Source organism: Campylobacter concisus, assembly GCF_902460575.1.
Lineage (GTDB): Bacteria > Campylobacterota > Campylobacteria > Campylobacterales > Campylobacteraceae > Campylobacter_A > Campylobacter_A concisus_AW.
The window spans coordinates 137,186-150,665 of the sequence record NZ_CABPUY010000002.1 but is presented as its reverse complement, the minus strand read 5'-3'; the positions used below and the strand labels follow the sequence as shown (position 1 = coordinate 150,665).

14 protein-coding genes and 1 pseudogene are annotated in these 13,480 nt (G+C 39.6%); 3 read left to right on the top strand and 12 right to left on the bottom strand.

Annotated elements, in window-relative coordinates; translation table 11 throughout:
* Positions 1 to 68 precede the first annotated feature (68 nt).
* From F3G76_RS04760 to F3G76_RS04730, 7 genes and pseudogenes are all read right to left on the bottom strand, one after another.
* A pseudogene (locus F3G76_RS04760) lies at positions 69 to 269 on the bottom strand (hypothetical protein); the annotation flags it as partial.
* Positions 270 to 557: 288 nt separating this feature from the next.
* Complete coding sequence (locus tag F3G76_RS04755) at positions 558 to 1,196, bottom strand: HAD family hydrolase (protein ID WP_107930858.1); 639 nt, start codon at positions 1,194 to 1,196, stop codon at positions 558 to 560.
* Between the two features lie 72 nt (positions 1,197 to 1,268).
* Positions 1,269 to 2,282: an OmpA family protein gene (locus tag F3G76_RS04750; RefSeq protein ID WP_103611550.1), complete on the bottom strand. Its 1,014-nt coding sequence runs from the start codon at positions 2,280 to 2,282 to the stop codon at positions 1,269 to 1,271.
* Positions 2,283 to 2,437: 155 nt separating this feature from the next.
* Positions 2,438 to 2,827 carry a 30S ribosomal protein S9 gene (gene rpsI, locus F3G76_RS04745; protein ID WP_002939337.1) on the bottom strand — a complete coding sequence of 130 codons (390 nt, stop codon included), beginning with the start codon at positions 2,825 to 2,827 and terminating at the stop codon, positions 2,438 to 2,440.
* 2 nt (positions 2,828 to 2,829) lie between these two features.
* Entirely contained in the window at positions 2,830 to 3,258 is a 429-nt protein-coding gene (gene rplM / locus F3G76_RS04740) for a 50S ribosomal protein L13 (protein ID WP_002939292.1), read from the bottom strand.
* Between the two features lie 80 nt (positions 3,259 to 3,338).
* The gene (locus F3G76_RS04735; RefSeq protein WP_149706062.1) at positions 3,339 to 6,158 is read right to left on the bottom strand and encodes a RecB-like helicase; all 2,820 of its coding nucleotides are present in this window, start codon (positions 6,156 to 6,158) and stop codon (positions 3,339 to 3,341) included.
* Complete coding sequence (locus F3G76_RS04730) at positions 6,155 to 8,500, bottom strand: PD-(D/E)XK nuclease family protein (RefSeq protein WP_149706061.1); 2,346 nt, start codon at positions 8,498 to 8,500, stop codon at positions 6,155 to 6,157. Before F3G76_RS04730 ends, F3G76_RS04735 begins: the two co-directional genes overlap by 4 nt.
* Before the next feature lie 151 nt (positions 8,501 to 8,651).
* Between F3G76_RS04730 and F3G76_RS04725 the strand changes: the two genes are divergently transcribed.
* The 3 genes from F3G76_RS04725 to F3G76_RS10895 all read left to right on the top strand — a co-directional run bounded on the left by F3G76_RS04725 (position 8,652) and on the right by F3G76_RS10895 (position 10,982).
* The gene (locus tag F3G76_RS04725; RefSeq protein WP_149706060.1) at positions 8,652 to 9,239 is read left to right on the top strand and encodes a flavin reductase; all 588 of its coding nucleotides are present in this window, start codon (positions 8,652 to 8,654) and stop codon (positions 9,237 to 9,239) included.
* Positions 9,240 to 9,587: 348 nt separating this feature from the next.
* A complete protein-coding gene (gene nhaA / locus F3G76_RS04715; RefSeq protein ID WP_149706059.1) occupies positions 9,588 to 10,772 on the top strand; it encodes a Na+/H+ antiporter NhaA in 1,185 nt (394 codons plus the stop codon).
* Positions 10,773 to 10,853: 81 nt separating this feature from the next.
* Positions 10,854 to 10,982, top strand: a complete 129-nt coding sequence (locus F3G76_RS10895; RefSeq protein ID WP_021089356.1) for a hypothetical protein — start codon at positions 10,854 to 10,856, stop codon at positions 10,980 to 10,982.
* A gap of 78 nt (positions 10,983 to 11,060) precedes the next feature.
* Here the strand turns inward: F3G76_RS10895 and F3G76_RS04710 are convergent, their stop codons facing one another.
* From F3G76_RS04710 to F3G76_RS04690, 5 genes are all read right to left on the bottom strand, one after another.
* Positions 11,061 to 11,531 (bottom strand): FixH family protein, encoded by a 471-nt coding sequence (locus tag F3G76_RS04710; RefSeq protein WP_149706058.1) that lies wholly within the window; start codon positions 11,529 to 11,531, stop codon positions 11,061 to 11,063.
* The gene (locus tag F3G76_RS04705) at positions 11,524 to 12,093 is read right to left on the bottom strand and encodes a hypothetical protein (RefSeq protein WP_149706057.1); all 570 of its coding nucleotides are present in this window, start codon (positions 12,091 to 12,093) and stop codon (positions 11,524 to 11,526) included. Before F3G76_RS04705 ends, F3G76_RS04710 begins: the two co-directional genes overlap by 8 nt.
* A 103-nt stretch (positions 12,094 to 12,196) precedes the next feature.
* A complete protein-coding gene (locus tag F3G76_RS04700; RefSeq protein ID WP_103558639.1) occupies positions 12,197 to 12,412 on the bottom strand; it encodes a DUF4006 family protein in 216 nt (71 codons plus the stop codon).
* Positions 12,412 to 13,275 (bottom strand): cbb3-type cytochrome c oxidase N-terminal domain-containing protein, encoded by an 864-nt coding sequence (locus F3G76_RS04695; protein ID WP_103558640.1) that lies wholly within the window; start codon positions 13,273 to 13,275, stop codon positions 12,412 to 12,414. Before F3G76_RS04695 ends, F3G76_RS04700 begins: the two co-directional genes overlap by 1 nt.
* Positions 13,263 to 13,475, bottom strand: coding sequence for a cytochrome c oxidase, cbb3-type, CcoQ subunit (locus F3G76_RS04690; protein ID WP_103558641.1), 213 nt, complete (start codon positions 13,473 to 13,475; stop codon positions 13,263 to 13,265). Before F3G76_RS04690 ends, F3G76_RS04695 begins: the two co-directional genes overlap by 13 nt.
* Positions 13,476 to 13,480 lie beyond the last annotated feature (5 nt).

Here is a 13,480-nt window from a genome sequence, read left to right as displayed (position 1 = left end):
GTAAAGATCAAAGAGCGTTGCCATGCCACCAAGGCTAGCCAACGCCTCTACTACGCACTCTTTTTGGTTCATCTCTCGCTTAGATACTCTTGCAGGCTTTTTACCTCAAGTGCTTTGCCAGTTTGAACTGTGCTTAGTGACTTAGCAGCTGCAAGTGCTGCACGGATAGTTGTGAAGTAAGGGATTTTAAATCTAAGTACATTTTGGCGGATCTTTTTGCCATCATCCACGCTTGATTTTGTATCACTTGTATTTATAACAAGTGCTATGAGATCTTTTTTTCGATACCAACAAAATCTCAAAATCTCTAACTAATAAATGCATATTTATTGCATATCTTACTAATAAATTTATCTAACACAACAAAAAATGCAGAATTTATTAAAAGCAAGAATTATCTAGATTGATAAAATAGTAGCAGGTATTTTTGACATAAAATTATAAAATTTTTTGTATCTGAACGAAGTATTTTGCAGAAAGTTAAAATCAAAAATTTTTATGAATAACATTGCATTTAAAGTAGTATCAGACTCAGGAGTCTTAATAAACTTTCACTATTATGCTTCTTTGATAAAGCTGACAGCATCATGTGGATTTGCAAATATATGCTCGCTAAACTGCCTCAAATCAGACTCTTTACCATATCCACATGTAAGGCCAACACCCGTTATAAGAGCAGCTTTAGCAGCCTTTAGATCCATAATGGTATCGCCAACCATAAACGCATTATCTTTTTCTTTATCTAGTCTCTTCAAAGCTAAATTTATAGGTTCTGGATCTGGTTTTGGGTTTACTACATCATCTCGTCCGACAACCGTTTTTATAAATTTCATAACACCTAAATGTTCAAGTAAAATGATAGAAAATTTTGATGTCTTTGTCGTAACAACACCAACATCAGCAAACGTGCTAGCTTCTTTTAAAGCATCCATAGCATGCGGTAAAAGCGCAGTCTCATCTAAATAGATCTTCTCATAGCAAGCTTTATACTCTTTTACATAGTCGGCAAGCAAATTTTTATCTGCACCGAGTTTTTCAAACATTATTTCAAGCGGATATCCTACTAGAGATTTTAGTGCATCATGATCAGGCTCTTTCTTGTCATGAACTAAAAACGCCGCATCAAAACCTTTTAAAATAGCAGAAGTAGAGTCTATAAGTGTGCCATCTAAGTCAAAAAGTATAGTTTTTTTCATGAAATTCTCCGCAGAAATAAAAAAGGGCTCAGCCGAAGCCAAGCCCTAAAGAAGTAATTTTAAATAATAAAATTATTTATTGAAAGTAGCTTCAACACGTCTGTTTTGAGCGCGACCTTCTTTAGTTTTGTTTGTAGCGATTGGTTTAAGTTCGCCGTAACCAACTGTAGAAATTTTAGCTTTTTCTACGCCGTAACCAGCAAGAACCTCAGCCACTGCTTTTGCTCTTTTTTCAGATAGTTTTTGGTTGTAAGCTTCTGCACCTACGCTATCAGTGTGACCAGCAAGTACAACTTTATAATCTGGGTGTTCACCCATAAAGTCAGCTACTTTTTTGATCTCAGCTGCATATTTTGGTCCAACTTTGTAGCTATCAAATGCGAAGTTAACATCTAGGTCTCTAAGAACGATAACTTTCTCACATCCTCTTTCGTCAACAACTACACCAGCTGGAGTGTTAGGGCATTGATCGATATCATTTGGCACACCGTCATTGTCATCATCAAGAACTGGAGCTGGAGCTGCTGCTGGAGCTGCTGGAGCTGCTGCTACAACTGGAGCTGCTTTTGAATCAAGACCGATGCCAAAGCCTAGTGAATAGAATAGGTTATGATCAGCGTGCTCAAATTTAATAGCATCTCTTGCCTCTGCTTTAAGAGCAAATCTATCAGTTACTTGATATCTTAAACCAAGACCGTATTGACCAAAACCGCCATCTTCGTTTTTAACAAAAATAGCTGGAACATCTTCATAACCAGCGCCGATTAAACCATATAGGCTAACTGGTCCAAAGTCAACGATATTTTTTACAAGGTTAGCGTGGTATCTAAGAGCTCTACCCTCTCTTACAACGTTACCTGTTCTCTCTTTTAGTTTTTGAGAGTAATCAACACCAAGCTCAACTTGATCAAAGAAGAAATCTTCAAGGTTTCTAGCCGCTCTAATACCAACAAAGTTATGGTCTTTTACACGTAGATTTCCTTCTGGATGAACACCGCCGATAGTTGGAGTGATCTCATAGTTGTATGCTGCGTTAGACGCAAAAACCGCTGTTGCGGCAACCATAGCTAAAGCAATCTTTTTCATAATAGAATTCCTTTCAAATAGGGATTTTTAATGTTGACTATAATTTTACCTAAATAAAAATAAATCAACTTTAAATTATAACCAAATTCTTAATGTAAATCTGACAATTTACATAACCTAAATTTTGCAAATGCAAAAGCACTTGCAAAAAACCATTAACGTTTAGAGAATTGTGGGCTTCTTCTAGCCTTTCTTCTACCAAATTTCTTACGTTCAACAACACGAGAATCTCTAGTTAGTAAGCCTTTTGGTTTAAGCGCTGCTCTAAAATCAGCATCCATATCAGCTAAAGCACGTGAAATGCCGTGTCTTAAAGCCTCAGCTTGTGCTGAATAACCGCCACCTAAAGTTGTAGCTACTACGTCTATTAAACTCTCTTGTTTTGTTACTAAAAGTGGTTGAATAACTTTAAGCTTGATAGCCTCGTGACCACCAAGCCAAGTATTAAGATCCATACCATTTACTACGATTTTACCGCTTCCAGACTTTATCCAAACCTTTGCTACGGCAGTTTTTCTTTTACCAGTTGCATAAACTTTTGCCATAATTATTTTCCTTCTTTTTTAGCTATTTGTGCCGTATGAGGATGCTCACTGCCAGCATAAACTTTTAGTTTTTTTATCATCTCTCTTCCAAGTTTTGTCTTTGGAAGCATGCCACGAACAGCTAATTTAAATAGTTTTTCTGGCTTATTTGCTATCAAATCGCCAAATTTCTCGCTCTTTACGCTGCCAAAATATCCTGAGTGTCTGTGATAAAGTTTATCTTCAGCTTTGTTATTACCAGTAAATTCTACTTTAGAAGCATTTATGATGATAACATAGTCGCCACAATCTACGTTTGGCGTGAAGCATGGTTTGTTTTTGCCGCGAAGTATAGTTGCTACCTCAGTTAGCAATCTACCAAAGCGCTTACCGGCTGCATCAACTACGATCCAGTCTCGCTTAACTTCGTTTGGCTTTGTTATTTTTGTCATTTTCTTACCTTTGCCAAGTTAATTTTTGAGTTGTGATTGTATTTAAACAATGCTTTAATAAAGCTTAAATTAAGTAGCGTTTAAACTTCAATATATGAAATTTTGCCTTCAAGTGCATAGAAGATGACGGCGATTATACTATGTTTTTCATAAAATTTAGCGAGCGCATCTTTATACTCTTTTACCTGTTTTTTGTTCTCTTCTATATTTTTATCTGTCGTTTTATAATCAATCACGCAAATTTCACGCTCATTAAAGCAAAAAAGATCCATCTGTTTTAACTCATTTTTTACTTTAAATGGTTGCTCTTTATAAATTTCTTTGTCTTTTATGCACTCTATAAATTTTGGCTCACTTATAAGCATTTTTGCCCTAGTAAGGGCATCTTCAAGGACTTCAAGCGGCAAAAATTTATGAAATTTATTTAGCATCAAATTTTTAGCTTTTTCTAGTGAAATTTCATCAAATTTTTCGCTCATCTCAAGCAGATAGTGAAACGCAAGGCCAAAATATATCGCGTTTAAATTTTTCCCGCTCGTCTTTTGCTCTTTTGCCTCAATCTCTTGCCTCTCTATCTTTAAAATTTCAGGCATTTTTTCATCATTTTTTGTCTCTTTTTGCTCGCTTTTGCTAGGTAAAATTTTGCCAAAGCTAAACTCTTTTAGATCAAGATAGTCGTTTGCCTCGCTCTTGTCACTTCTTGTGTAAAACGAGAAAAAGCTTGGACTATTTCCGCTTGGGACGGCTTGCTTGATGATGATAAGCGACTTTGTTGCCCTTGTGAAAGCGACGTAAATTTTATTGATATTTTCTTGCTTTTCAAGCTCTTTTATCTGCTCTAAAACGCTTGCATAGTCGCTATCAAAATTTTCTCTTCCTGAAATTTTACTCTTTACGATCCACTCGCCCTTTTCGCTGTATTCGGTTATAAAATTTGAGTCATCTCCCCTGCCCTTACCCATCATGTCGCAAACTATGACGTGAGCAAACTCAAGCCCCTTTGACTTATGCACGGTCATCACTCTCACGCCGTCGCTACTTTTTGGGCTGATTTTAGAGCTAAAATTTTCAAGATTAAATATAAAATCACTTAAATTTTTATACCCCACACTTAGCTCAAAAAGCCTTAAGATATCAACGTCTGCCATGCTTATGCCTAAATTTTTAGCTAGGTAAAATAGGCTATTTGTCGCGCTCACTTCTGGCTTTATATTTAGTTTTTTTACGTTTGCATTTACTAGTGCTTTTACATTTTTCTCATAAATTTCTTCACTAAAAAGGCAAAATTTCGCATACTCGATGATCGCAGCGATAAGTGGCGTTCTTTTTAGCTCCAAAGTGCCTTCATTGACGCTTTTTATCCCTTCACTGCTAAGCACTTCTGAAATGAGACTAATGTCGCTATTTTTCCAGCAAAGCACGGTTATCTCGCTTGCATTTACGCCAGCTTTTAAAAGCTCTTTTGCCTGCGAAACGACCGCACCTGCGATATCTTCATCGCTTAGCACACGCAAGTAGCCGTAGTCGTCTTTTTCTACTTCAAAGTATGCACACTCACCGCTTACCTCGTAGCTTAGCGTCTCATCTTTTTTGGCTGGCTCTTGCGGCTCAAAACTAAGCCCATATCTATGATAAATTTCTTCAAAAACGGCGTTATTAAATTTCACCAAAGCCTTTAAACTACGGTAGTTGCTTGGCAAATTTTCTATATCTATCTGGCTAAAATCATCTCCAAGCTTGTCAAAAAGCTCTTTTTTGCCGCCTCTAAATTTATAGATACTCTGCTTCGTATCGCCGACATAAAAGAAGCTTCCAAGCCCGTTTTGTCCGTATCCAGAGACGATTTCAGCGATGAGCGGCAAGATGATCTCGTACTGGATCACGTTTGTATCTTGAAACTCATCGACTAAGAGGTGATTTATCCTACCATCAAGCCTAAAATAAAGCGCCTCTTTGTCCAGGCTTTGCACCAAAAGCTTAAAAACCAGCTTGTTTATATCAGCAAAACTTAGCGCATTTATCTCCTTGTTTAGCTCCAAATTTGAAGCCTTATAAAGCTTTAATAGCTTACTAAAGCCACTTAGCCTATACTTTTCGACTTCTAAAATGTAGTTTTTAGCAGCTTCTTTTAGCTCACAAAAAAGCCTATCAAGCTCAGGGGTGTAAATTTTGCTAAAAGTGCGGTAGTCTAGGCTCTGCCTAGCAAAAACCTTACTCTTAAATAGCTCAAATAAATTCTGCTCGCCAAATGTCTTTTTAGCCACATCGCTAGCGCCATTTTGCAAGGCTATATGCTCATTTAACGCCTTTTGCGCCGCCCTTACCTTGCTATCATCTGGATAGCTTGCGCCACTATCTTTTAGCTCGCCGCCAAAGCTCTCATAAAATTTCGCCAAAGTCTGCGAAAAGCTAGCCTCCTTTTGGCTTGAGATGATCATCATTAGCGCTAGCTCGCTAAGAAGCTTTTTATCCTTGCTCGCCTCTTTTACAAATTTTTTCCACGCCAGATCTTGCAAGCTATCTTGCACGCTGTAATCAGGGCTAAGCCCTAAATTTTGGCTAAATTTCTTTAGTATCCCAGAGAAAAACGCATCAAATGTATAAATTTTTAGCTCACTTTGCAAAAAGACGCCAAGCCTCTCATCTCGCCTTTTTATCGCCTCATCTTGGCTTATATCAAGCTCCGCGCACACCGCTTCAAGCTCGCCTTTTTTGTTTTGCAAGTCCAAAAAAGTGGCGATTATGCGCTCTTTCATCTCGTTTGCTGCTTTTTTTGTAAAAGTTAGAGCGACGATCTCGTTTATATTTTCACCTCGAAGCACCAAAGCGATGTAGCGAACGCTTAGTGCAAAGGTTTTACCGCTTCCAGCGCTTGCTTTTAGGGCTAAAAAATTTTTCATAACTCTCTCCTACAAAGTGTGACGTATTCGCAAAATGCGCAAGCACCGCTCTTTCTTTCAAAATTTATCTTGGTTTTGTTTATGGTTTTTAGCTTTTCTATCTCGTCACCTAGATCCTCTACGCTTTTTTTAGGGCATAGTAAGCTAGGCTCGTTTTTTAGGGCATAATAGGCACTTCGCACCTCTCCGCCGTAAAGTGCTTCGTAAAAGGCAAGCTGGAGCGAATTTACATTTGCCTCGCCCGTTTTATAATCAAGTATAAGCACGTCGCCGTTTGCGTCCGCATCGATCCTATCGATAAATCCCTTTATCTGCACGCCGCAAAACTCGCTTTGCACCTCTTTTTCGCACTCAAGCACCCTAAAACCAGCCCTTAAACGCTCGTTTTCGTAAATTTCATACTCTTTAAATTTATGCGTCCAAATTTCAAACTCAAGTGGCGTTATGTCTTGCTTTGCGAGCATTTGTTTAAAAAGCTCTAAGTCAAAAATGTTATTTTGCTTGTAAAAATCACTCGTATAGTACTCGCAAAGTGCGCCATGCACGCTACTTCCTAGCTTTGTGCCAAGCTCTTTTGCTACACCTTTTGGCGCATCTATGTGAGCTATCTTTGTGTAGTAGTATTTTCTTGGGCAGGTTAGAAATAAATTTAGCGTCGAAAACGAGAGTGTATTTGCGAAGAAATCATGCTCTAAAATAACCTCATCATCCTTTAAATTTAAGCTCGCCTCTCCCTTTAAAAATAGCTTCAAATATGCCTCGTCGCTAAATTTTTCATCTTTTATCGTTTTGAAATTTTTTAAAAATCTTGATGGTATGCTCTCTTCATTTACGCAGCAGCTTATCGCCACTTTTTTGGCGTTATTTATGAGGCTTTCGTAGTAAAATCTCTGCAAATTTTCGCGCTCAATGTAGCTTATAAGCCCCGCTTTTTGCCTCACTTTTGAGTTTAAAAACATCTCGTTTGCACTTCTTGCTGGGATGAAGTTGTCGTTAAAATCAACTATAATGACGCCATCAAATTTCATCCCGCGGCTCTCTAGCATGCCCATGACACCGATCTTTCCACCGCCCACGTCATCGATGCTTAGGCGCGAGATATTTAGCAAGAAAATTTCACTTAGCTGCTTTAGGCTAAAGCTAAAATACCTGCACAAATTCTCCATCCTAAAAAGCTCAAGTGCGAGTTTCTCTTCGCATCTTGGCTCATTTTCAAGCACCAAAAGCTCATCTATTAGCTCTTTAAATTTGCCAAATTCACACGCCTCAAAATAGCTAGCTTTAAATTTCTCAAAAAGCTGCTCGCTCACGCCAAATTCGCTTAAAATAAAGCCAAGCTCCTCGTAGCTCTCACACCTGCTCTGATCAAAAACTGGGCTTGCCTCTTCATTGATCGCTCTTGTGATGTAGTAAAGCGCCTCATAAAATTTTGTATTTTTAAAGCTCTCGCCCATAGCGTAGTTAAAAATTTTAGCACTATCATGAAGCCTTAAAATCTCGCTAAAGCCCTCATCTGGCAAGATGACAGCGATATTTTCAGGCTTTATGCCCTCACGCACAAACTCGCTCGCCTTTGCCATAGCGTAAGCGCACTGCAAACTTCTTGTGGCAAAATTTCTTACTAAAACTGGCTCAAATTTTGTGATATTTTCTAAGCAAGTTAGCTCATTTGTGTTTAAATTTAGCTCATATTTTTTATAGTTTTCAAGCTCATTAATGGCTGAAATTTGCCTTATCTTATCTATTAGTTTTTTATTAAAAACGCTAGTTTGAAAGATAATCTTTAGTGTTGTTAGTTTTGAGATTTTTTCTAAAATTTCCCACTCAAACTCGCTTAAAATGCCATCAATGTGCAGTGAAATTTCACTAAAACTTCTTATGTAAGCTTCGTTTATTGAGTAAATTTTTGGCAAGGTTATATCATCATAAAGATCTTCTTTATCATGCAAGCTCTCATACTCTTTTAAAACCGCTTCAAGTATGCTTAAATGCTCCTCAAAATCAGCGTAAATGTCGTTAAATTTGATATCAGCAATGCTCTTTTTACTGATAGCAAGCTCTTTAAAAAATGAAAAAAGATAGTCGTTGTTTTTCAAAAACTCAAAAAACTCAGTTGGGATTTTAAGCACCGAGTTTGCCTCTTTGACGCTGGCACAGGCTCTGTTCATAAGCACCAAAGCGTAGGTGCTGTCAATCTCAAAGCGGCCATTTACAAAAACGGCTTTTTTATAAAACTCGGCGATGCTTAGGCTTTTTGGGATTAGCTCGTCATTAAAACCAGCGTTAAATTCCCTGATCTTACGCGAGTTTGTAAAGACGAAAAGTTGATTTAGATTGCGCATTTTACTCTCTTAAATTTTTAAAAAATGATAGCCAAAAGCTGATAAAAGAGCGCTTTTTCTCACTTAAGATAAGCTTTGAAAATTTTTCTAAATTCATTAAAAATTTAAGCCTTAAAGTGCTGAGGGTTACAATCTAAAAAAGGAGCAAAAAATGCATAAAGAGTTAAACAGATCTGGCTTTTACTACGGCTTTCCGGTTTTATTTGCCACTACAAAAGATGAAAAAGGGCGAGATGATATCACCGTGCTTTCATCATCTTGGACGCTAGGAGATAGCGTGGTGCTTGGCATCGGGGTTGATAACAAAGGCTATAAAAATATCCAAAATGGCTCAGACATCACGCTAAATTTATGCGATGAGAGCTTGCTTGAAGCTATAAAAAAGATAGAAAAACTAACAGGTGATGAGGACGTGCCAGAGGAGAAAAGAGCCCTTGGATACAGCTACGAAAGCGATAAATTTAAGGTGGCAAATTTACACAAAGAGCCTGGCATAAAGGTAAAAAGCGCGCGCATAAAAGAGTGCAAGATACAGATAGAAACGATCGTCGAAAAGTGCGAGATAAAGGAGTGGTTTTGCATCGTCACTTGCAGGATAGTTGGCATATTTGTGGATGAAAATTTGTTAAAAGATGAAAAGCTAAATACTAAGAATTGGTCGCCTCTAATCTATAAATTTAAAGAGTATGTTAAAACTGGCAAGCGTTTGGGCTTAAATTTTGGCTTTAAAGAGGTTTGAGTAAGCGTTTTGGCTGGCTAGAAAGTAAAATTTGCAGATAAATTTATTTGGTTTTGACCTTGGCTAAAAACTTTTGGATGCAAATTTAGCCCTGCTATCAAGTCTCAAAAGCTCGCCGCAAACAGCCTTTGCACGCTTACATATATCTAAAATTTCATTCATTTTCGCTCCTTAATCTATAAAAACAGTGCGCAAGCGTCCCGCTCCCGCAAGCGCGGCATGGCAAATTTTAGCGACGCGTCTACTAAATTACCTTTAAATTTGACTTGGTTATAGCCAAATTCGCCCGAATTTTATGCGAGCGTAAAAATACGTTATAATCGCCAAAATTTATAAAAAGGAAGCAAAATGGGCGGAATAAAAGAGTTTTTAAAACACGAAGCCAGCGGCGGGATTTTGCTGATGGTCGCTACGGTCGCGGCGCTACTGTGTCAAAATACGTTTTTGAGCGATTTTTACAACGAATTTTTAAATACCAAATTTACCATGAGCTTCGGCGAATACGGACTAAGCAAACCCCTGATCTTGTGGGTGAACGACGGGTTGATGGCGGTATTTTTCTTTCTCATCGGACTTGAGCTAAAGCGCGAGGTGCTGGAGGGCGAGCTAAAAAATCCGTCGCAAATCGCGCTGCCAGCGATCGGCGCGGCAGGCGGCCTGATAGTGCCCGCGGTTATCTTCTATCTTTTTACGAAGCACGACTCCTTCGCGCTTGGCGGCTGGGCGATACCGACGGCGACGGATATCGCGTTTGCTCTGGGGATTTTGAGCCTACTCGGGCCTCGCGTACCGACTAGTTTAAAAATTTTCCTCATGACGCTAGCGATCGTCGACGACCTTTGCGCGATCGTGATTATCGCGCTATTTTACACGAGCGAGCTTAGCGCCCAAATGATTGCGGTCGCGAGCGTTTGTCTAGCCGCGCTTTTCGTGCTAAACAGACTCGGCGTAAAGAGCAAGGCGGCGTATCTGATCGTAGGCGCAGTGATGTGGGTAGCGGTGCTAAAATCAGGCGTTCACGCCACGCTTGCCGGCGTCGTGGCGGCCTTTTTCATACCGCTTAGCTTTAAAGACGAGCCGGGCAAATCTATGCTAAAAAGCATCGAGCACGACCTGCACGGCTGGGTAGCGTTTGGCGTGCTGCCGATATTTGCCTTCGTAAACGCAAGCATCTCACTGCGAGGCGTCGGACTGGACGAGATTTTGTCTCCGGTCGCGCTAGGCACGGCGCTGGGGCTTTTCGTCGGCAAGCAAGTCGGGGTATTTGGATTTAGCTTTTTAGCGATCAAATTTAAGCTAGCCAAGCTGCCCGAGGGGTCAAATTTCATCCAGCTTTACGGCATCGCCGTGCTTTGCGGTATAGGATTTACGATGAGCCTTTTCGTTAACGGCCTAGCCTACAACGACACGGACGCCTTTGCCTACACCGACAAGCTCGCTATCTTGCTAGGTTCGGTAGTTTCGGGTGCCGCGGGGTTTATATTGCTTAAATTTAGCGCCAAAAACCAAAGCGCGCGCATAAAAGAGTGCTAGATACAGATAAAAACGATCGTAGAAAAGTGCGAGATAAAGGAGTGGTTTTGCATCGTCACTTGCAAGATAGTTGGCATATTTGTGGATGAAAATTTGTTAAAAGACGAAAAGCTAGATACTAAAAATTGGTCACCGCTCATCTATAAATTTAAAGAGTATGTTAAAACTGGCAAGCGTTTGGGCTTAAATTTTGGTTTTAAAGAGGTTTGATCTGACATTTAGGGAATTTGCAGGTAAATTTATTTGGTTTTTGACTTTGGCTAAAAAACTTTTGGGTGCAAATTTAGTCTATCTTGTAGCGTTAAAATCAAATTTATAATATCTCGTATCTTGCTTGTCGCTAAGCCTTAAAAGTAGCTGCCACCTGCCCTCTTTTAGGCTAACACTCTCGCTTACAAGCTCGTTTTCTTGCCATAAGGCGCTTAATGTTTTGTTATCTTTGTTTGTTTGTGGGCGGGTTAGTAAAATTTCATAGCTAAGACTTGAAATTTCGCCGTTTTTTGGCGTTAAAAGAAATTTAAATTTGCCCTGCAAGCCTTTAAATTCTGGCTCGAATTTAAGCTCAAATTTCTTATCAAACCTAGCCTCGCTCTCTTTTATAAATGTAATGTTTTCATCGACGCTTTGGTGACTTTGCATATAAGCACTATCCATCTCGACTGGGTTGTTGATCGCAACAACGATGGTTGCGGCGCATGCCAAGATGATAGCAACTATGCTAAGCACGATGCCATAAGGCCAAAAGCTCTTTTTAGCCATTTTTTACCTTTTTATAAAGGATGATGAGAACGAAAAATGCGATCAAGCCGTAGATAAAAATTCGCAAGAAATTTAAGGTCGTTTTGTTTGAGCTGCCAATACCGCTTTCTAGCTTTAAATTTAAGCTCCCAGCGATCTGCTCGGCGATATCAGCGTAGCCGTTTAAGATAGCGGCGTTATAGACATCTTTGCCGTTTTTTGAGACTAAAATGGGGATGATTGTGCCTGATTCTGGACTTACGCTTAAAATTTGCTCCTTGTTAAAGAGCTTTGAAGTGTTTGTATCGCTAAAAATTTCAACCTTTTGCTTATCTTTTATGAGCGTTAAGAAGACAAAAGGCGAGCTTAAATTTTGCTCTTTAAAAAGCATGCCAAGCTCGCCATCTTTATATACGCCAACTACTAAATTTATGCCGCTTTTTTGATAAAGCTCGTCTCCTATCTCATTTAGCTTTTGGCTCACTTTTTGACTTAAAATTCCATCATCATTGATAACGAAATTTGCACCCCAAGCCAAATTTTGCCAGAGCAAAATGATAAAAATGAGTGCAAATTTCTTCAAATTTAGCCTACAAAGAGGTGATTTGGTGTAAGCACTGACCACGCACAAATGGCGCCTGCGACGATTATTAGCAGGATAATGGCTTTTTCTATTATGCCTAGCATCACTTCTCCTTTACAATGACATGTTTAGCGTTATCAACGCTCTTCATCTCGATGCTAGCTGCATCTTTGAGTGAGTAAGGCTTGGTTGCGACCTCTTTTTGCAAGCCGATGCCAATGTATGTAAGCACCGCTAGGATAGAGAGCAAAAGCACCACCGCTATTAAAAAACCGCTAATGCCATTTAAGGCAAAGACATTTCTATTGTTATTTTCCATTATTCGCCCTTTGATAGCGATATGACGTACTCGCCAACTGCGCTTTGCTGGATCTCGTTTAGCCTGCCATCATTAAATTTAGGCATAGTGCCGATCGCTCCTTTTTTGCCACGATTTAGCACATCAGCCACAAAGCTAGCCGAGCCATATTTGCTAAGATCAACTGACATGCCATCCATACCCTTGCCATCTTCGCCGTGACACGACGCACATGCAGCGTAAAGCTCTTTGCCAGTTGCTACTAAATTTTCATTTTTTGTGCTTTTTATCGCGCTTATCTCTTTAGCTACGTATGCTGCGATCGCCTTTGCGCCATCAGCGTCAGCTAAACCTGCTGGCATCTCGCCCATAGGATACTCAAGCCCTTTTGAGCCATTAAGTATAGTCTCAACTATGCCTTTTTCGCTACCCCAAATTTGTAAATTTGCAGCCTTGCCGCCTATGCCATCGCCTGTGATGCCGTGACATGCTGAGCACTGCACGAGATAGATGCTCTCGCCCATAGCGTGAAGCGTCTCTTTGCTTGGATTTGCATACTCTTTTTCAAATTTAGCGTTTGCTTCTTTGACCTCTTTGTTGTACTCGCCGATTTGTGAGTAAGAATTTAAAGGATAGCCTAGCAAATAGTACCAAACCGCCCAAACTAGCGCTAGCAAGAAGACGACCGCCCAGCCAAGTGGGACAGGGTTTTTGTACTCACCTATGCCGTCCCAGTTATGCTCGCTAAGCTCAACACTCTCATCTTTTTTAACCTTCATCTGCCCCACGTACCTGCCAGCCACAACGATGGTAAGCACGATGATTAGAGCCGCTCCTATAAGAGCTAGTAAATTTACATTATCTTCTAAATTTAGCCATTGCATACGCTCTCCTTTGTAGTCTTACGCTCTAAAATTTCGCCACCGATCTCGTCATTAAGTGCGAGCTTTGAGTACTTCTCGTAGTTTCTTCTACCAGTTTTTTCGCTCTTATAAAGATGAAAAAAGTAGGCATACAAAGTGATCGCCAAAAATGCTGTCAAGAAAAAATAGCCATAAGCTTGAAACTCTCTAATGTTTTCCATCTTAC